Raw genomic sequence first — 16908 nt, 5'->3', positions numbered from 1 at the left:
CGTCCGCCGGCCGCGGAGTGTCGGGCAGGCAGCCGGTCGGACGGCGCAAAACGGGCCGCCGCACTGTACGAGGGGGAGCCGGCGGCCCGGCCGGCCTCTTGCGAGGCAGTTCAGTCAATCGAGTTGCATCACGCCACAAAAGAGTGCGCAACACCCGGATTCGGGCACTCCGTTCACACCCCGTGTGAAGCCCTCTCCACTACGCTGACGGCACCGAGCCACCGGAGGGCCCTCCATGCAGCCCAACACCTTGCTCGACGCGATCCTCGACGAGGCAGGGATCTCCCATGCGGGCCTCGCCGCACATGTGAACCAGGCGGGCCGCGCCAGGGGACTCGCCCTGCGCTACGAACACACCGCCGTCGCACGGTGGTTGAAGGGGCAGCGGCCACGCGGCCAGGTGCCCGACCTCATCTGCGAGGTCCTCGCCGCCCGCCTGCACCGCCCCGTCACCCTCGACGACATCGGCCTGGGCATGCCCGGCGAACCGGCCACCCCGCACGGCCAGAGCCTGTCCGGATTCGTGGAGCGGGCCACCGCCCTGTGGCGCTCGGACGAACAGCAGCGGCCCCACATATTGGGCGCCCCCGCCGTCACCGGGACCCCGGCCGTGATGCCCGTATGGGAGTGGGAGAACCCGCCCGAGGACACCGATGTGTCGCGCGGTGGGCGCCACCGGGTCAGCGCCGCCGACCTGGAGATGATGCGCTCGGCCCGCACGCACTACGAGCAGATGTACCGCAAGGCCGGTGGCATCGCGACGCGCACCCGCATCGTCGGCTTCCTCAACACGGAGGCGGCGCCCCTGCTGCGCGGCAGCTACACCGACGAGACGGGCCGCCAACTGCACCGCGCCACCGGCGGGTTGGTCGCCATCGCGGGCATCTGTGCCTACGACTCCGACGCGCACGGCCTCGCCCAGCGCTACTTCCACCAGGCCCTGCGCCTCGCCAAGGCGAGCGGTGACCGCGGTCTCGGCGCCTATGTCATCGCCCTCCTGGTCAACCAGTCGCTCCACATGCGGCAGTACCGGCAGTCGGTGGCCTTCGCGGAGGCCGCGCTGCGGGCCGCCGGACGGCACATCACGCCCGCGCTGGCCTCGGATCTGTACGCGATGCAGGCCAAGGCGTACGCGCACCTCGGCGACGGCAGCAGCGCCCTGTCCTGCATCCGGCGTGCCGAGTCGGCCGCCGACCGCATCCGGCGCGGTCACGAACCGGACGAGACGGGCTATGTCCAGCCCGGACTCGTCAACGTGCAGGTGGCGGAGGCCCTGTTGAGCCTCGGCGACCTCGCCTCGGCGCGTGAACACGCGGCGGCGGCCGTGCACAACCCCGCCCACGACCGGGGGCGGGTGCACCGGCTCGCCATGCTCAGCCAGATCGAGCTGAGACAGGGCAACGCCGAGAAGGCCGTGGCGATCGCCGTGGAGATGGCCGAGCAGGCGCGGGGAATGGAGTCGCAGCGGCTGCGCGACAGACTTCGGGCGGTACGCGAACACCTGGTGCGCAACGGCTGTGCCGGCACAGCCGAGGCCGCCGAACTCATCGACGGGGCACTGCGCGTACCGCTCTGAGCCCGACCTGCACCGCTCTCTCACGCTCCGCTGCTGCGATATTGCCATCTAACTCGGCGGAAGGTGGCAGAACCGTGCAGTGGACGAAACAGAACGAACAAACGGTGTATGAAAACCGCTGGTTCCGGGTCAATCTCGCGGATGTCGAGCTCCCGGACGGCCGGCACCTCGACCACTTCGTCATAAGGCTGCGGCCGGTCGCCGTGGCCACCGTGGTCAATGAGGCCAACGAGGTGCTGCTCCTGTGGCGGCACCGCTTCATCACCGACAGCTGGGGCTGGGAGCTCCCGGCGGGGGTGGTCGAGGACGGCGAGGACATCGCCGCCGCGGCCGCCAGGGAACTGGAGGAGGAGACCGGCTGGCGGCCGGGACCCTTACGCCATCTGATGAGCGTGGAGCCGTCCAACGGTCTCGAGGACGCCAGGCACCACGTCTACTGGGCCGAGGAGGGTTCGTACATCGGCCATCCCGAGGACGACTTCGAGTCGGACCGCAGGGAGTGGGTCCCTCTCAAGCTCGTCCCCGACATGGTCGCCCGCGGCGAGGTCCCGGCCGCCAACATGGCGGCCGCGCTGCTGATGCTGCACCATCTCAGGCTGGGGCAGGACACCCCGGCCTGACCCGGACGAAAGGCGCTAGCGTCCCAGCGCCTGCCAGACGGCAAGGGCGAGCGCGCCGGCCGCGGTGATCGCGGCGACGGCCTGCAGCGGCCATCGGGTGTGCTCGAGCTGGGCGACCCGGGTGCTCAGATCGTCCTGATCCTTGACGCTCTGTTCATCGCGCTGGGTGAGCAACGCCAGCTTGCCGTCGACGCGGGCGAGACCCACATCGAGACTGCGGCGTAACTCCGCGAGTTCTTCCGGGACCACGGGACGCTCGGGGTCGGCGGTCACGGGTCGGCTCCTTTCCGTAGTCGGCAGATCCGTTGTCTTACGCACGGAAAGTCAACTCGCCTGGTGGGTACGGCGGGAGAGTGTGCGATGGGCATATGCGGGCCCGGTGCGCACACGGTGTGCGAATGGTTCGGGCCCGGCACTCCGAAGAGCGCCGGGCCCGAACTTCCGACTACGCAGAGTCAACGCGGTGTCGAACCGCGCGGGGTCACGAGTACTGGTAGAAACCCGAGCCCGTCTTGCGGCCGAGACGGCCGGCGTCGACCATCCGCTGGAGCAGCGGGGGAGCGGCGTACAAGGGCTCCTTGAACTCCGCGTACATCGAGTCGGCGACCGAGGCGACGGTGTCGAGGCCGATGAGGTCGGAGAGCTTGAGCGGGCCCATGGGGTGGGCGCAGCCGAGCTCCATGCCGTTGTCGATGTCCTCGCGGCTGGCGATGCCCGACTCGAACATCCGGATCGCGGAGAGCAGATACGGGATCAGCAGCGCGTTGACCACGAAGCCCGAGCGGTCCTGGGCACGGATCGCGTGCTTGCCGAGGATCTTCTCGACGAGGGCCTGGGCGCGGCTGATGGTGCCCTCGGAGGTGGTGAGGGCCGGGATCAGCTCGACGAGCTTCTGCACGGGCGCCGGGTTGAAGAAGTGGATACCGATGACGTGGTCGGGGCGCGAGGTCGCCACGGCCAGCTTGACCAGCGGGATCGAGGAGGTGTTGGACGCCAGGATGGCGTCCTGCCGGGTGACGACCTGGTCGAGCACCTGGAAGATCTCGGTCTTGACCTGCTCGTTCTCGACGACGGCCTCGATGACGAGGTCCCGGTCGGAGAACTCCCCGAGGTCGGTGGTGAAGCTCAGGCGGCCCAGGGTCTCGGCCAGCTCCTCCGCGCTGATCTTGCCGCGCTCGGCCGCCTTGGAGAGGGAGTTGTGCAGCCGGGTACGGCCGATCTCCAGGGCCTCTCCGGTGGTCTCCGCCACCATGACGTCCAGACCGGCGCGGGCGCAGACCTCTGCGATCCCGGCTCCCATCTGGCCGCAGCCCACCACTCCGACGCGTTGGATGTCCCCCATAGGGTCGGTCACCTCGTGCCTTTCGCTGTTCTCCGGCCGGCAGGACCCCCGGGTTCCGGCGCCTGCCTCGGCCCTGCACGTTACTCGGAACCTCCCGTACGCGGCGGCCCGGGTCGGGCATGCTGTCCCCAGTGCGGCCCGGGACAGCCGGGCCTGTTGGCCATTGGGTGAGTGGATGAGGCATTTGTCACGCAGGGGCTTCACCGTCGCGGCGGCGGCCGCGCTGACCGGGCTCGCCGCGGGGGACGCGGCCGCCGCCGGGTCCCGTCACGCTCCGGTGGCCCGCGACATGCGGGGCATGTGGCTGGCGACGGTGGCCAACCGGGACTGGCCGTCGAAGCCGGGACTGAGCGCGGCCCAGCAGCGTACGGAACTCATCGCCCACCTCGACACGGCGGTGGGCCGGCACCTGAACGCCGTGGTCTTCCAGGTACGGCCGACGGCCGACGCGCTGTGGCCCTCCTCGTACGAGCCCTGGTCGGGCGTCCTCACCGGGGTGCAGGGCAAGAGTCCGGGCTGGGACCCGCTCGGCACGGCCGTCGAGGAGGCCCACCGGCGCGGGCTCGAACTGCACGCCTGGTTCAACCCCTACCGCGTCGCGAACCACACGGATCTCTCCCGTCTCGTGTCCACGCACCCGGCCCGCCTGCACCCCGACTGGGTCGTCCCCTACGGCGGAAAGCTCTACTACAACCCGGGCCTGCCCGACGTGCGCAAGTTTGTCCAGGACGCGATGCTCGACGCCGTCCGCCGCTATGACATCGATGCCGTGCACTGGGACGACTACTTCTACCCGTATCCGGTCGCGGGCCAGGTCTTCGACGACGACGACGCCTACGCGGCGCACGGCGGGAACTTCCCGGACCGGGCCTCATGGCGGCGCGACAACACCGACCGGCTCGTGCGCGAGATGGCCGCGAGCGTGAAGCGGATCAGGCCGCGCACCCAGTTCGGGATCAGCCCCTTCGGCGTGTGGCGCAACGCCGCGACGGACCCGCTCGGCTCGGACACCCGGGCCGGGGTGCAGACCTACGACGACCTGCACGCCGACACCCGCAAGTGGGTGCGCGAGCGCTGGATCGACTACATCTGCCCGCAGATCTACTGGAACATCGGCTTCGCCGCCGCGGACTACGCGAAGCTCGTGCCCTGGTGGTCGGACGTCGCACGCGGAACGGGGGTGCGCCTCTACGCGGGCGAGGCGCTCTACAAGGCGGGCGATCCGGCGCAGCCCGTCCAGTGGCAGGATCCGGCCGAACTCTCCCGCCACCTCACCTTCGCCGAGCGCTATCCGCAGGTGAACGGACATGTGTTCTTCTCGGCGAAGGAGGTGGGCGCCGACCGGATCGGCGCCATGGCCCGGGTGGTCGAGGACCACTACTGAGCGGGCCAGGTGTGACTAGGGAGCCGGCTCCTCGTGCTGCACGACGGAGTCGGGACCCGGTGACATCACCGCCTCGTGGCCGTCCTGGAAGCGGACCCTGAACGGCGGCTCGCCGTCGTGGCCCATGATTTCGACGATTTCCGCGACCCGGTCGTGCTCGCCCACGGTCCTGCCGTGCACACGCAGATGGTCGCCCTTGGTGGCACGCATCGTGAGTGACCTCCTCGTCCCTCGTCGACCCGTATCTCAAGGGTAGGACCGAGTCCCGGGGTCGGGGACCCTCAGCCGCGGGACCGTTGCGTCACCGCGATGCACACGAGAACGGCCGCCGCGGTCAGGGGCGCGGCGGGGGAGAGGTGCTCGCCGAGCAGGAACACCGACCAGACCAGGGTGAGCAGCGGCTGGGCCAGCTGGAGCTGGCTCGCCTTGGGGATGCCGATGACGGCCATGCCCCGATACCAGACGACCAGGCCCACGAACTGCGAGCCCGCGGCCACCCAGAGCAGCCCAGCGACGGCGTGCCCCGTCAGGTTCACCGGCTCGTGGCTCAGCGCGACGAGCGCGCCCGGCACGGCGAGCGGCAGGCACATCACGAGTGCCCAGGCGATGACCTGCCAGCCCGGCATCACGCGGGCCAGGCGGCCGCCCTCCGTGTAGCCGGCGGCGCAGATGAGGAGCGCGCCGAAGAGGTACAGGTCGGCGGTCGTGAGGGTGCCGCCGCTCTGCTGCACGGTGAACGCGATCACGGCGGCGGCGCCCGCGCACGCCGCGATCCAGAAGCTGCGCGAGGGCCGCGCGCCGGTGCGCAGCGCCGAGAGCAGGGCGGTCGTCAGGGGCAGCAGGCCGACGACGACGGCGGAGTGCGCGGTGGTGGCCGTCTCCAGGGCGAGCGTCGTGAGCAGCGGGAACCCGAGCACGACGCCCGCGCCGACCACGGCGAGACCGGCCCAGTGGCGGCGCTCGGGGACGGCGACGCGCAGCGCGAGCAGACAGCAGCCGGCGATCACGGCGGCGAGGACGCTCCGCACGGTGACGAGGCTCCAGGGCCCGAACCCTTCGAGCCCCCAGGCGGTGGCGGGGAAGGTGAGCGAGAAGGCGGTGACGCCGAGCGCGGCGAGGACGGTCCCGCCGCGGGTCGCCTTCGCGGTCAGGGGGGTGGGGCCAGGACGTGGTGCGGTGCCCGCGGCGGGGGCCGCGCTCGCGTCGACTGCTATCCCAGTGGCGGTAGTAGCGCTATTCTCTGTCCTCATGCATGAGCGTAGCAGTGTGGGTGAACTGGCGGAACGGCTGCGCGGTGAGCTGGACCGCTACTCTCCAGGTGGAAAGCTGCCGTCCAGCCGGACTCTGGTCGAACGGTTCCGGGTCAGCCCGGTGACCGTGTCGCGCGCTCTCGCGCAGCTCGCCGCGGAGGGGCTCGTCGTGACACGTCCGGGGGCCGGGGCGTTCCGCGCGGAGCCCCGCGCCGCGGCACAGCCGGCCGGTGACACCTCCTGGCAGGCGCTCGCGCTGAGCGCCGACTCCGCGACCGAGCTGGTGCCGCGGGCCGTGGACGCCTCCGGAGTCCTGGTCACGCTCTCCGCCCCGCCACCGGGAGTGGTCGAGTTCAACGGCGGCTATCTGCACCCCTCGCTCCAGCCGGAACGCGCCATGGCCGCGGCTCTGGCCCGTGCGGGCCGCCGCCCCGGCGCGTGGGGGCGGCCCCCGGTCGACGGCATCCCCGAACTGCGCGAGTGGTTCGCCCGAGGCCTCGGCGGCGCCATCACCGCCGCCGAGGTACTGATCGCCTCCGGTGGCCAGTCCGCCCTGGCCACCGCGCTGCGCGCCCTCGCCCCGCCCGGCGCACCCGTCCTCGTCGAATCACCCACGTATCCGGGCATGCTGGCGATCGCGCGCGCGGCGGGGCTGCGGCCCGTGCCCGTGCCGGTCGACACGGACGGGGTGCGTCCGGAGCTCCTCGCCGAGGCGTTCCGGGCGACGGGGGCGCGTGTGTTCGTGTGCCAGCCGCTGTTCCAGAACCCCACGGGCGCGGTCCTCTCCGCGCAGCGGCGCCCCGAGGTGCTGCGGATCGTGCGCGAGGCCGGCGCGTTCATCGTCGAGGACGACTTCGTGCGCCGCCTCGTCCACGAGGACGCGGGACCGCTGCCCAGGCCGCTGGCCACCGACGACCACGACGGCGTCGTCGTCCATGTCTCCTCCCTGACCAAGGCGACCTCGCCGAGCTTTCGCATCGGCTGCCTCGCCGCGCGCGGCCCGGTCCTCGAACGGCTGCGCGCGATTCAGGTCGTCGACCACTTCTTCGTGCCGCGCCCGCTCCAGGAGGCCGCCCTCGAACTGGTCGGCTCACCGGCCTGGCCGCGCCATCTGCGCACCGTGTCCGCCCACTTGAAGGTGCGCCGCGACACGATGGCGGCGGCCCTGCGCGCCACCTTGCCCGAACTCACGGTGGGGCACGTGCCGGTGGGCGGCTGTCTGCTGTGGCCGCGGCTGCCCGACGGCACGGACGAGGCGGCGCTCGTCGCGGGGGCGCTGCGCGCGGGCGTCGCCGTCGCGCCCGGGCGCCCCTACTTCTCCGCCGAGCCCCCGGCCCCGCACATCCGGCTCAGCTTCGCGGCGGTCGCCGGGCCCGCGGAGATCACGGAGGGCATCCGCCGGCTGCGGACCGCGTGCGACGAGGTACTCGAGTAGGCGAACGGGAGGGGGCGGCGCCCGAAACCTGCTCGACGTGCCACCGGCCCGCCTGCGAATCTCGCGTCATGACCGACACACACACCACGGCCCCCGCGCTGCCCGACGGCTACGAGATCTCGACCGACGCCGCCCGCGTCGACGCGGCCCGCGTGCACCAATGGCTTTCCACGGACGCCTACTGGGCCCTGGGCCGCGCCCGCGAACACCAGGACCGGGCGATCGCGGGATCGCTGAACTTCGGTGTGTACGACGCCGCTTCGGGCGAGCAGGTCGCGTACGCCCGTGTCGTGACCGACCACGCCACCTTCGCCTGGCTCTGCGACGTCTACGTGGACCGGGCCGTCCGCGGCAAGAACGTGGGATCCGCGCTCGTCGCCGCCGTCCGCGACCACCTGGAGCCGCTCGGCCTGCGCCGCATCATGCTCGCCACGCGGGACGCGCACGGGGTGTACGACAAGGTGGGCTTCGCGGCACTCGCCGAACCGGACAACTGGATGGTGCTCACCCTGCGGTGAACGCGCGGCGGGGCGCATGCGGCCGGCATACGCCCCGTGGACTCTTGACCGCAGCCGTGGCACGCCCCACGATCACCGCATGCCCGTTCGCGTGACGCTTCTCGCCGCCGCGCGCAGCGCCTCGCTGCTCGCCGAGCGCTTCGACGACGACCGGCCCCTCGACCACACCGGCCGGCACGAGGTGGAGATGGCCTCGCCCGCGCTGGTGCCGCTCGCCGCGGCGGAGCTGCGCTACTGCGCGCCCACCGCCCGAAGCCGCGGCACCGCCGAGGCGCTCGGCCTCGCGCCTCTGGCCCAACTCGCCCTGAGGGACTGCGACATGGGCCGCTGGCGCGGGCGCACGCTCGCCGAGGTGACGGCCGTCGAGCCGGGCGCCGTCGACGCCTGGCTGCGCGACCCGCGCTCCGCGCCGCACGGCGGGGAGTCGCTGCTCGCGTTCATCTCGCGGGTCGGCGGCTGGCTCGACACGCGGCCGAACGACGACGGCGCGACCGTCGTGGCGGTCGCCGAGCCGGCCGTGGTACGGGCGGCGCTCGTCTACGCGCTCAAGGCGCCCCCGTCGACGTACTGGAACATCGACGTACGCCCCCTGTCGGCCGCCGTCCTCACGGGGAGCGCGGGCCGCTGGAGCGTGCGGCTCGACGCCGCGGTGTGACTCAGGGCGCGGCGCGCGTGTACGCGGTGGTGAGCACCAGGTCCTTCGCCGGGCCCTTGACCCGCCACTCCATCCGCCAGTGGTCCGGTCCTGTCACCTCGAACTCACCGCGGTAGAGGTCCGCCGCGCAGGGGTGGTCCGCCGTGTGGCGGCCGGTGCGCAGGTCCAGGTCGTGGAAGAAGCGGCCGTCGGAGAACCGCACGACGGCCGTGCCGGGAGCGTCTCCCGGCAGGAACCGCAGATTGCGCTCGGCGGGCCGGGCGGTGCCGTGCCACACGAAGGTCCCCGCCTCGTGGTGCAGCAGCCCGCCCGTGTCGTCGTAGGTGAAGTCCGTGGTCCCGGAGAAGGTGCCGGCCGCGTCGCCCGCGAGGTCCCGCACCGTCCGCTCGACGTGCCACCGGCCCGCCAGATGGGCCAGCACGTCGGGAACCGGCCAGGCCTCACTCATCTCGTCCCACCCATCTCGTTGCCCCGTGCTCCCCATTTTGCCGCCTGCCGGGACCCCGCCCGGCGACGGGGTCGCGCCGCCGGGAATGCCGTGCACCAACGGACTCACATTGCATAAACGTGCATGCGGGCGTATAGTCATGCCATCCAAGAGGAGGGTTCCATGGCGGTACGCGTAGCAGTGGCAGGGGCAAGCGGATACGCGGGCGGAGAGCTGCTGCGTCTGCTGCTCGCTCATCCCAATGTGGAGATCGGCGCCCTGACCGGCAACTCGAACGTGGGGCAGCCCCTCGGTGCGCTCCAGCCGCACCTGATGCCGCTGGCCGACCGGATCCTCGAGCCGACGACAGCCGAGGTGCTGTCCGGCCACCACGTGGTCTTTCTCGCGCTGCCGCACGGGCAGTCCGCCGCCGTCGCCGAGCAGCTCGGCGAGGACACGCTCGTCGTGGACATGGGCGCCGACTTCCGGCTGAAGGACGCGGGCGACTGGGAGAAGTTCTACGGCAGCCCCCACGCCGGGACCTGGCCCTACGGGCTCCCCGAGCTGCCCGGCGCGCGCGCCGCGCTGGAGGGCACCAAGCGCATCGCGGTGCCCGGCTGCTACCCGACGGCCGTCTCCCTCGCGCTCTTCCCCGCGTACCTGGCCGGGCTCGCCGAGCCGGAGGCCGTGATCGTCGCCGCGTCCGGGACGTCCGGTGCGGGCAAGGCGCCCAAGCCGAACCTGCTCGGTTCCGAGGTCATGGGCTCCATGTCCCCGTACGGCGTGGGCGGCGGGCATCGGCACACCCCCGAGATGATCCAGAACCTGGGCGCGGTCGCCGGTGTGCCCGTCTCCGTCTCCTTCACGCCGACGCTGGCCCCGATGCCGCGCGGCATCCTCGCCACGTGCAGCGCCAAGGCGAAGCCGGGCGTGAGCGCCGAGAGCGTACGGGCCGTCTACGAGAAGGCCTTCGCCGACGAGCCGTTCGTGCACCTGCTCCCGCAGGGGCAGTGGCCCGCGACCTCCTCGGTGTACGGCTCGAACGCCGTGCAGGTGCAGGTCGCGTACGACTCGGCGGCCGGCCGGATCATCGTGATCAGCGCCATCGACAACCTCACCAAGGGCACCGCGGGCGGTGCCCTCCAGAGCATGAACATCGCCCTCGGTCTCGACGAGACCACCGGGCTCACCACGATCGGAGTCGCGCCGTGAGCGACGCGCGCGCAGCCGCCCGGCGGCAGGCGACGACGAAACCCGCGCCGCCGCGCTGCGCGGGCGGAGAAGCGAACGAGGAGACACAGTGAGTGTGACGGCAGCCAAGGGATTCACGGCCGCGGGCATCGCCGCCGGGATCAAGCAGAACGGCAACCCGGACCTGGCCCTCGTGGTCAACAGCGGGCCCCGCCTGGCCGCCGCGGGCGTCTTCACCTCCAACCGCGTGAAGGCCGCGCCGGTGCTCTGGTCGGAGCAGGTCCTCAAGGGCGGGCTCGTGTCCGCCGTCGTCCTCAACTCCGGTGGCGCCAACGCCTGTACGGGTCCCAAGGGCTTCCAGGACACGCACGCCACGGCGGAGAAGGTCGCGGAGGCGCTCGGCCTGAACGCGGGCGAGGTCGCCGTCGCGTCGACCGGCCTCATCGGTGAACTCCTCCCCATGGACAAGCTCCTGCCCGGCGTCGACACGGCGGTCGCGCAGCTCGGCCCGCACGGCGGCGAGAAGGCCGCCGTCGCCATCAAGACCACCGACTCCGTGCACAAGACCGCGGTGTTCGAGGGCGACGGCTGGACGGTCGGCGGCATGGCCAAGGGCGCGGGCATGCTCGCCCCCGGCCTCGCCACCATGCTCGTCGTCCTGACCACGGACGCCGACCTGGAGGCCGACGTCCTGGACAAGGCCCTGCGCGACGCCACCAAGGTCACCTTCGACCGCGTCGACTCCGACGGCTGCATGTCGACGAACGACACCGTGCTGCTCCTGGCCTCCGGTGCCACCGAAGTCACCCCCGAATACGCCGAGTTCGCCGAGGCCGTCCGCACCGTCTGCGACGACCTCGGACGCCAGCTCATCGGCGACGCCGAGGGCGCCAGCAAGGACATCAGGGTCGACGTCGTCAACGCCGCGACCGAGGACGACGCCGTCGAGGTGGGCCGCTCCATCGCCCGTAACAACCTCCTCAAGTGCGCGATCCACGGCGAGGACCCCAACTGGGGCCGGGTGCTGTCCGCGATCGGCACGACGGCCGCCGCCTTCGAGCCCGACCGGCTGAACGTCGCCATCAACGGCGTCTGGGTCTGCAAGAACGGCGGCGTCGGCGAGGACCGCGAGCTCGTCGACATGCGCTTCCGGGAGGTCGTCATCACCGCCGACCTGGCGGCCGGCTCCGAGACCGCGACGATCTGGACGAACGACCTGACCGCGGACTACGTCCACGAGAACAGCGCGTACAGCTCATGAGCACGACACGGAAGCACACCGCGCTGCCCAAGGCACAGATCCTCATCGAGGCGCTGCCCTGGCTCACCCGGCACCAGGGCAAGACCGTCGTCATCAAGTTCGGCGGCAACGCCATGATCGACGAGGACCTCAAGGCCGCCTTCGCCCAGGACGTCGTCTTCCTGCACCACGCGGGCCTCAAGCCCGTCGTCGTGCACGGCGGCGGACCGCAGATCAGCAAGGCCCTCGACCGGCACGGCATCGTCAGCGAGTTCAAGGCGGGCCTGCGGGTCACCACCGAGGACGCGATGGACGTCGTGCGGATGGTCCTGGCCGGCCAGGTGCAGCGCGAACTCGTCGGGCTCCTCAACGAGCACGGCCCGCTCGCCATCGGCCTCACCGGCGAGGACGCGCACACCATCACCGCCACCAAGCACAAGCCCGAGATCGGCGGCGAACTGATCGACATCGGCCGGGTCGGCGAGATCACCGAGATCGACACCGGCGCCATCGAGGCCCTGCTCGCCGACGGCCGCATCCCGGTCGTCTCCTCGATCGCCCGCTCCCAGGACGACGGACACGTCTACAACGTCAATGCCGATACGGCGGCCGCGGCACTCGCTGCGGCGCTGGGCGCCGAGACCCTGATGGTCCTGACCGACGTCGAGGGCCTCTACGAGGACTGGCCGAACTCCGACGAGGTCATCAGCAGGCTCACCGCCAGTGAGCTGGAGAAGCTCCTTCCCGAGCTGGCCAGCGGCATGGTGCCCAAGATGGAGGGCTGCCTGCACGCCGTGCGGGGCGGCGTGACGACCGCCCGTGTCATCGACGGGCGGGTCCCGCACTCGATCCTCCTGGAGATCTTCACCGACGAGGGCATCGGCACGATGGTCGTGCCGGACGCCCCCGAGGCCACCGACGTGAGCACCATCGACGCACAGGGGGAGTCATGAGCAACCAGGAGCTGACCGCGCGCTGGCAGGGCGCGCTCATGGACAACTACGGCACGCCCCGGCTGCCCCTCGTCCGCGGCGCGGGCGCCAAGGTGTGGGACGCCGACGGCAAGGAGTACGTCGACTTCGTCGGCGGCATCGCGGTCAACGCCCTCGGCCACGCGCACCCCGCGGTCGTCCGGGCGGTCACCGAGCAGATCGCCTCCCTCGGCCATGTCTCGAACCTCTTCGTCGCCGAGCCGCCCGTCGCACTCGCCGAACGGCTCCTCCAGCTCTTCGGCCGGTCCGGCCGCGTGTACTTCTGCAACTCGGGCGCCGAGGCCAACGAGGGCGCCTTCAAGATCGGCCGCCTGACGGGCCGTTCGCACATGGTCGCCACCCGGGGCGGCTTCCACGGCCGGACGATGGGTTCCCTCGCGCTGACCGGCCAGCCCGGCAAGCAGGAGCCGTTCGTACCGCTGCCCGGCGACGTCACGCATGTCCCGTACGGCGATGCCGAGGCGCTGCGGGCGGCGGTCACGGAAGAGACCGCGCTCGTGATCATCGAGCCGATCCAGGGCGAGAACGGCGTCGTCGTGCCGCCCGCCGGCTACCTCCGGGCGGCCAGGGAGATCACTCGGGCCACCGGCACCCTCCTCGTCCTCGACGAGGTGCAGACCGGCATCGGCAGGACCGGCCACTGGTTCGCTCACCAGGCGGAGGAGGGCATCGACCCCGACGTCGTCACGCTCGCCAAGGGGCTCGGCGGCGGACTGCCCATCGGCGCGACCGTCGCGTTCGGCGAGGCGGCCGAGCTGCTCAAGCCCGGTCACCACGGCACGACGTTCGGCGGGAACCCCGTCGCCTGCGCGGCCGGCCTCGCGGTGCTCGACACCGTCGCGGGCGAGGGCCTCCTGGAGAACGTGAAGCGCGCCGAGGCGCGGTTGAGGGACGGAATCACCTCGCTCGGGCACCCGCTCGTCGCCCACGTAAGGGGCGCCGGTCTCCTCCTGGGTATCGTGCTCACCGAGCCGCTCGCGCCCCAGGTGCAGCAGGCGGCTCAGGACGCCGGCCTCCTGGTGAACGCGCCCGCCCCTGATGTCGTACGGCTCATGCCGCCGCTCAACCTCCACGACGACGAGGTGGACACCCTGCTCCAGGCGCTGCCGGGCGTTCTGGACAAGGCCCTCGAAGGGGCCGACGGGGAAGGACGATCCTGAGGAATGGGACGACGATGAGTCAGGCGCAGGACAACGAGCACGCCGCGGGACCCGCCGTGCCGCAGACCCGCACCGCGCGCCACCGCCGGATCGTGGACATCCTCAACCGGCAGCCGGTGCGCTCGCAGAGCCAGCTGGCGAAGCTCCTCGCCGACGACGGCCTCACGGTCACGCAGGCGACGCTCTCCCGGGACCTGGACGAGCTCGGCGCGGTCAAGATCCGCAACACCGGTGGCGAGCTGATCTACGCGGTGCCCAGCGAGGGCGGCTTCCGCACCCCGCAGGCCCCGCTCGGCGGCTCGGCCAAGGAGGAGCGGATGCGGCGGCTCGCGGGGGAACTGCTGATCTCCGCGGAGGCCTCGGCGAACCTCGTGGTCCTGCGCACTCCGCCCGGCGCCGCCCAGTTCCTCGCGTCGGCGATCGACCAGGCGGAACTCCAGGTCATCCTGGGCACGATCGCGGGTGACGACACCTTGATGCTGATCAGCCGCGACCCGGCCGGCGGGCAGGCGCTCGCCGACCATCTGCTGCGGCTCGCCCAGAACGACCACTGAGTGCGCTGAATCGTTCGGGCTCGCGCCCCGGACCGCCCGGTATCCACGGGCGGTCCGGGGCGCTTTCGCGTTCCTCAGGCCTGCTCGGCGCGGCGCGCCCGGTACGACATCCAGGCCGCGACCAGGGCGCCCGACACGTTGTGCCACACGGAGAACACCGCGGCGGGGAGCGCCGCGAGCGGGCTGAAGTGGGCCGTGGCGAGCGAGGCGGCGAGCCCCGAGTTCTGCATGCCGACCTCGAACGCCATCGCGCGGGACGCGGGCGGCCCGAGGCGGGCCAGCTTTCCGGCGCCGTAACCGAGTGCGAGGCCGAGGCCGTTGTGGAGGACGACGGCGAGCAGGACGAGCCCGGCCGCCGACTTGATCGCCGTCGCGCTGCCCGCGACGACCACGGCCACGATGACGGCGATCGTCAGCGCCGACAGCCAGGGCAGGAAGCCGAGCACCCGGTCGACGTACCGGCCGAGGATCAGGCGCACGACGAGTCCCGCGATGACCGGCAGCAGCACGGTCTTGAGGATGTCCGTGACCATCGACCCCGCGTCCACGGGCAGGAACTCGCCCGCGAGGAGCAGGGTCAGCGGCGGCGTGACGAGCGGGGCGAGCACAGTCGAGACGGTGGCGACGGAGACGGACAGGGCCACGTCGCCGCGCGCCAGGTAGGTCACCACGTTGGAGGCCGTGCCGCTGGGGGCGCAGCCCACGAGGATCACGCCCGCCGCCAACTGGGGCGGCAGGTCGAGGGCGTTGGCTATCAGCCAGCCGAGCCCCGGCATGATCACGTAGTGCGCGACGAGTCCGAGGCCGACGGCCCAGGGCCGCTTCGCGACGCCCTTGAAGTCGTGCGGGGTCATCGTGAGCCCCATGCAGAACATCACCACACCCAGCAGGTACGGGACGTTCGTCTTCCAGCTCGCGAAGGCGTCCGGCAGGGCGAGCCCGATACCGCCCGCCGCGAGCACGAGTACGGGGAACACCGTGACGGCCAGGCGCGCCGCGCGGTTGCCGGTGTCCGTCGGCTGGGTCTGCTGCGGGGTCAGTTGTTCGGTCTGCACCGGGCGATGCAACGCCCCCGCCCGGCGTGCCCGCAACCCCGTCTCGTTATGTGGTCCCTACATCTTCACTGTGCCGCCTCAATAGCGCGTGATCGCGGTCGCGCCCGCGTCGGTGCCGATCGCGATGTGTGGTCGCCGGCCCGGCTCGGCCCAGCGCAGGATGCGCCGCATCGCGTCCGCCGGGACCGACACACACCCGGCCGTCGCCCCGCGCCCGTTCACATGAAGGAAGATCCCCGCTCCGCGCCCGCGCACCGGCCGGTCGTAGTTGTAGGCGATGACGAAGGCGTGCGCGTACTGGGTCGCGTACGACACGAGGTGCTCGGACTCGGCGGCGCGGCAGTCGGCCGGACGCGGCTCGGTCCAGCGGTTGTAGGAACGCGAGTCGTTGTCCTGGCACCACCAGGAGTCCTGGTGCACGCGCCGGTAGGCGGTGGTCGTGCCGGCCGGCGCGGGCTCGGTCCCGAAGGCGTAGGGCAGGCCGTACAGGCCCGTGGGTGTCGTGTACGTGCCCTGTTTGCGCGAGGCGCCGTCGGTGAGGCCCTTCGACCCGAACCGTGCCGCCGCCGAACCTGCCGCGACCCACCGCCCGTCGCGCCGGTCCCACCAGGTGACGGTGCCGGTGGTGGAGCCCGTGCGCGCGGCCTGCGCGGTGACGAGCTGGGAGCCGCCGCCCGTGTCGGCCATGCGCGCGGGCAGCGGCACGGGCCCGCCGGGCGGTGCCGCGCCCAGGATCAGCAGGGCGGCCGTCGCGGCCAGGTACGCGATGGTGACAGGTCGTGAGCGCATGTGTCAGACGGTAGTCGGAGGCAGCGGAAGCGGCAGCCCCGGAAGTCCGTCGATGCTGTGCTCGATGTGGTCCTTCTTCTTGAAGTACTCGCTCAGGGAGGCGTCGTCCTCGCGCGCGAAGCGCCTCCCGTGCAGGTCGCGGTCCGTGTCGTACGACATGAACGGGACGGCGTATCCGCAGCTGTCGCGGACGAGCTCGGCGGTGACCACGATGATCGCGCGCAGGCCGTGCTGGGTCGGGTCGATGTCGGGGAAGTGTGTGAGCAGATCCTTGAACCTGGCGTCGTCACGGAAGACGGGTTCTCCGTGGCCGTGCACCCGGACGATGTTCGGAGGGCCCTGGAAGGCGCACCACATGAGGGTGATGCGGCCGTTCTCGCGCAGGTGGGCGATGGTCTCGGCGGTGCTTCCGGCGAAGTCGAGATAGGCGACGGTCCGCTCGTCGAGCACGGCGAAGGATCCCGTCAGCCCCTTGGGGGAGAGGTTCACCGTGCCGTCCCCGGAGAGGGGTGCGGTCGCGGTGAAGAACATGGGCTGTTCCTCTATGAAGGTGCGGAGTCTGCCGTCGATGCGTTCGTAGGTCTTTCCCATGGTTCTGGATTATCGACCCGAGGTCGTTCGCCTGTCTAAGGATTTCGCGTGCGCCGCGGTTCGGGAAAGGATCGATTGACGAATCATGCAGTGCAATGCATACTCATGCATGACGTCATCGGCGTCTTC

General features: G+C 71.7%; 19 protein-coding genes. 11 read left to right on the top strand and 8 right to left on the bottom strand.

The genetic code is table 11. The annotated features are described in order from the left end of the window. The first annotated feature begins 235 nt into the window (after positions 1–235). Positions 236–1576, top strand: a complete 1341-nt coding sequence (locus tag LGI35_RS11125; protein WP_227293717.1) for an NsdA family TPR-like regulatory protein — start codon at positions 236–238, stop codon at positions 1574–1576. Between the two features lie 74 nt (positions 1577–1650). After that, on the top strand, positions 1651–2196 hold the full coding sequence (locus LGI35_RS11120) for an NUDIX domain-containing protein (protein WP_116503218.1): 546 nt from the start codon (positions 1651–1653) through the stop codon (positions 2194–2196). 15 nt (positions 2197–2211) lie between these two features. Here LGI35_RS11120 and LGI35_RS11115 read toward each other — a convergent pair whose 3' ends face one another. Further along, positions 2212–2469, bottom strand: coding sequence for a hypothetical protein (locus LGI35_RS11115; RefSeq protein ID WP_227293716.1), 258 nt, complete (start codon positions 2467–2469; stop codon positions 2212–2214). A 208-nt stretch (positions 2470–2677) separates the two neighbouring features. Continuing rightward, a complete protein-coding gene (locus LGI35_RS11110; RefSeq protein ID WP_227293715.1) occupies positions 2678–3538 on the bottom strand; it encodes a 3-hydroxybutyryl-CoA dehydrogenase in 861 nt (286 codons plus the stop codon). Positions 3539–3713: 175 nt separating this feature from the next. On the opposite strand from LGI35_RS11110, the gene LGI35_RS11105 reads away from it, so the two are divergent. Continuing rightward, complete coding sequence (locus LGI35_RS11105; RefSeq protein WP_227293714.1) at positions 3714–4922, top strand: glycoside hydrolase family 10-like protein; 1209 nt, start codon at positions 3714–3716, stop codon at positions 4920–4922. A gap of 15 nt (positions 4923–4937) precedes the next feature. Here LGI35_RS11105 and LGI35_RS11100 read toward each other — a convergent pair whose 3' ends face one another. Together LGI35_RS11100 and LGI35_RS11095 are read right to left on the bottom strand one after the other, a co-directional pair. Next, complete coding sequence (locus LGI35_RS11100) at positions 4938–5132, bottom strand: DUF1918 domain-containing protein (protein ID WP_100597064.1); 195 nt, start codon at positions 5130–5132, stop codon at positions 4938–4940. Between the two features lie 71 nt (positions 5133–5203). Continuing rightward, on the bottom strand, positions 5204–6172 hold the full coding sequence (locus tag LGI35_RS11095) for a DMT family transporter (protein ID WP_227293713.1): 969 nt from the start codon (positions 6170–6172) through the stop codon (positions 5204–5206). Between LGI35_RS11095 and LGI35_RS11090 the strand changes: the two genes are divergently transcribed. The 3 genes from LGI35_RS11090 to LGI35_RS11080 all read left to right on the top strand — a co-directional run bounded on the left by LGI35_RS11090 (position 6171) and on the right by LGI35_RS11080 (position 8780). Beyond that, positions 6171–7607, top strand: a complete 1437-nt coding sequence (locus LGI35_RS11090) for an aminotransferase-like domain-containing protein (protein WP_227293712.1) — start codon at positions 6171–6173, stop codon at positions 7605–7607. The two genes, LGI35_RS11095 and LGI35_RS11090, sit on opposite strands and share 2 nt — an antisense overlap. Positions 7608–7675: 68 nt before the next feature. Beyond that, positions 7676–8125, top strand: a complete 450-nt coding sequence (locus tag LGI35_RS11085; RefSeq protein ID WP_227293711.1) for a GNAT family N-acetyltransferase — start codon at positions 7676–7678, stop codon at positions 8123–8125. 79 nt (positions 8126–8204) lie between these two features. Beyond that, on the top strand, positions 8205–8780 hold the full coding sequence (locus LGI35_RS11080) for a histidine phosphatase family protein (protein WP_227293710.1): 576 nt from the start codon (positions 8205–8207) through the stop codon (positions 8778–8780). Between the two features lies 1 nt (position 8781). Here the strand turns inward: LGI35_RS11080 and LGI35_RS11075 are convergent, their stop codons facing one another. Beyond that, positions 8782–9228: a DUF6314 family protein gene (locus LGI35_RS11075; protein WP_227293709.1), complete on the bottom strand. Its 447-nt coding sequence runs from the start codon at positions 9226–9228 to the stop codon at positions 8782–8784. 162 nt (positions 9229–9390) lie between these two features. Between LGI35_RS11075 and argC the strand changes: the two genes are divergently transcribed. The 5 genes from argC to LGI35_RS11050 all read left to right on the top strand — a co-directional run bounded on the left by argC (position 9391) and on the right by LGI35_RS11050 (position 14344). Then, complete coding sequence (gene argC, locus LGI35_RS11070; protein ID WP_227293708.1) at positions 9391–10419, top strand: N-acetyl-gamma-glutamyl-phosphate reductase; 1029 nt, start codon at positions 9391–9393, stop codon at positions 10417–10419. An 88-nt stretch (positions 10420–10507) separates the two neighbouring features. Continuing rightward, positions 10508–11659: a bifunctional glutamate N-acetyltransferase/amino-acid acetyltransferase ArgJ gene (gene argJ, locus LGI35_RS11065; protein ID WP_227293707.1), complete on the top strand. Its 1152-nt coding sequence runs from the start codon at positions 10508–10510 to the stop codon at positions 11657–11659. Beyond that, on the top strand, positions 11656–12591 hold the full coding sequence (argB, locus tag LGI35_RS11060) for an acetylglutamate kinase (protein ID WP_227293706.1): 936 nt from the start codon (positions 11656–11658) through the stop codon (positions 12589–12591). The genes argJ and argB overlap by 4 nt, the downstream gene beginning before the upstream one ends. Next, positions 12588–13790 (top strand): acetylornithine transaminase, encoded by a 1203-nt coding sequence (locus LGI35_RS11055; RefSeq protein WP_227293705.1) that lies wholly within the window; start codon positions 12588–12590, stop codon positions 13788–13790. The genes argB and LGI35_RS11055 overlap by 4 nt, the downstream gene beginning before the upstream one ends. Before the next feature lie 14 nt (positions 13791–13804). Continuing rightward, a complete protein-coding gene (locus LGI35_RS11050) occupies positions 13805–14344 on the top strand; it encodes an arginine repressor (RefSeq protein ID WP_100597053.1) in 540 nt (179 codons plus the stop codon). A gap of 74 nt (positions 14345–14418) precedes the next feature. Here the strand turns inward: LGI35_RS11050 and LGI35_RS11045 are convergent, their stop codons facing one another. From LGI35_RS11045 to LGI35_RS11035, 3 genes are all read right to left on the bottom strand, one after another. Then, a complete protein-coding gene (locus LGI35_RS11045) occupies positions 14419–15399 on the bottom strand; it encodes a bile acid:sodium symporter family protein (RefSeq protein WP_227293704.1) in 981 nt (326 codons plus the stop codon). A gap of 78 nt (positions 15400–15477) precedes the next feature. Further along, positions 15478–16188, bottom strand: a complete 711-nt coding sequence (locus LGI35_RS11040) for a L,D-transpeptidase family protein (RefSeq protein ID WP_227293703.1) — start codon at positions 16186–16188, stop codon at positions 15478–15480. A gap of 3 nt (positions 16189–16191) precedes the next feature. Continuing rightward, positions 16192–16779: a pyridoxamine 5'-phosphate oxidase family protein gene (locus LGI35_RS11035; RefSeq protein WP_227293702.1), complete on the bottom strand. Its 588-nt coding sequence runs from the start codon at positions 16777–16779 to the stop codon at positions 16192–16194. Between the last annotated feature and the right edge of the window lie 129 nt (positions 16780–16908).

Source organism: Streptomyces longhuiensis (assembly GCF_020616555.1).
GTDB lineage: Bacteria > Actinomycetota > Actinomycetes > Streptomycetales > Streptomycetaceae > Streptomyces > Streptomyces longhuiensis.
This window is presented reverse-complemented; position numbering and strand designations above follow the sequence as displayed.

What these genes read in the sequence shown, in the direction of transcription:
- LGI35_RS11125 (WP_227293717.1), top strand. Translation starts at nt 236, where the DNA reads ATGCAGCCCAACACCTTGCTCGACGCGATCCTCGACGAGGCAGGGATC.
- LGI35_RS11110 (WP_227293715.1), bottom strand. Translation starts at nt 3,538, where the DNA reads ATGGGGGACATCCAACGCGTCGGAGTGGTGGGCTGCGGCCAGATGGGA.
- LGI35_RS11105 (WP_227293714.1), top strand. Translation starts at nt 3,714, where the DNA reads ATGAGGCATTTGTCACGCAGGGGCTTCACCGTCGCGGCGGCGGCCGCG.
- LGI35_RS11100 (WP_100597064.1), bottom strand. Translation starts at nt 5,132, where the DNA reads ATGCGTGCCACCAAGGGCGACCATCTGCGTGTGCACGGCAGGACCGTG.
- LGI35_RS11090 (WP_227293712.1), top strand. Translation starts at nt 6,171, where the DNA reads ATGCATGAGCGTAGCAGTGTGGGTGAACTGGCGGAACGGCTGCGCGGT.
- LGI35_RS11095 (WP_227293713.1), bottom strand. Translation starts at nt 6,172, where the DNA reads ATGAGGACAGAGAATAGCGCTACTACCGCCACTGGGATAGCAGTCGAC.
- LGI35_RS11085 (WP_227293711.1), top strand. Translation starts at nt 7,676, where the DNA reads ATGACCGACACACACACCACGGCCCCCGCGCTGCCCGACGGCTACGAG.
- LGI35_RS11080 (WP_227293710.1), top strand. Translation starts at nt 8,205, where the DNA reads ATGCCCGTTCGCGTGACGCTTCTCGCCGCCGCGCGCAGCGCCTCGCTG.
- LGI35_RS11075 (WP_227293709.1), bottom strand. Translation starts at nt 9,228, where the DNA reads ATGAGTGAGGCCTGGCCGGTTCCCGACGTGCTGGCCCATCTGGCGGGC.
- argC (WP_227293708.1), top strand. Translation starts at nt 9,391, where the DNA reads ATGGCGGTACGCGTAGCAGTGGCAGGGGCAAGCGGATACGCGGGCGGA.
- argB (WP_227293706.1), top strand. Translation starts at nt 11,656, where the DNA reads ATGAGCACGACACGGAAGCACACCGCGCTGCCCAAGGCACAGATCCTC.
- LGI35_RS11055 (WP_227293705.1), top strand. Translation starts at nt 12,588, where the DNA reads ATGAGCAACCAGGAGCTGACCGCGCGCTGGCAGGGCGCGCTCATGGAC.
- LGI35_RS11050 (WP_100597053.1), top strand. Translation starts at nt 13,805, where the DNA reads ATGAGTCAGGCGCAGGACAACGAGCACGCCGCGGGACCCGCCGTGCCG.
- LGI35_RS11040 (WP_227293703.1), bottom strand. Translation starts at nt 16,188, where the DNA reads ATGCGCTCACGACCTGTCACCATCGCGTACCTGGCCGCGACGGCCGCC.
- LGI35_RS11035 (WP_227293702.1), bottom strand. Translation starts at nt 16,779, where the DNA reads ATGGGAAAGACCTACGAACGCATCGACGGCAGACTCCGCACCTTCATA.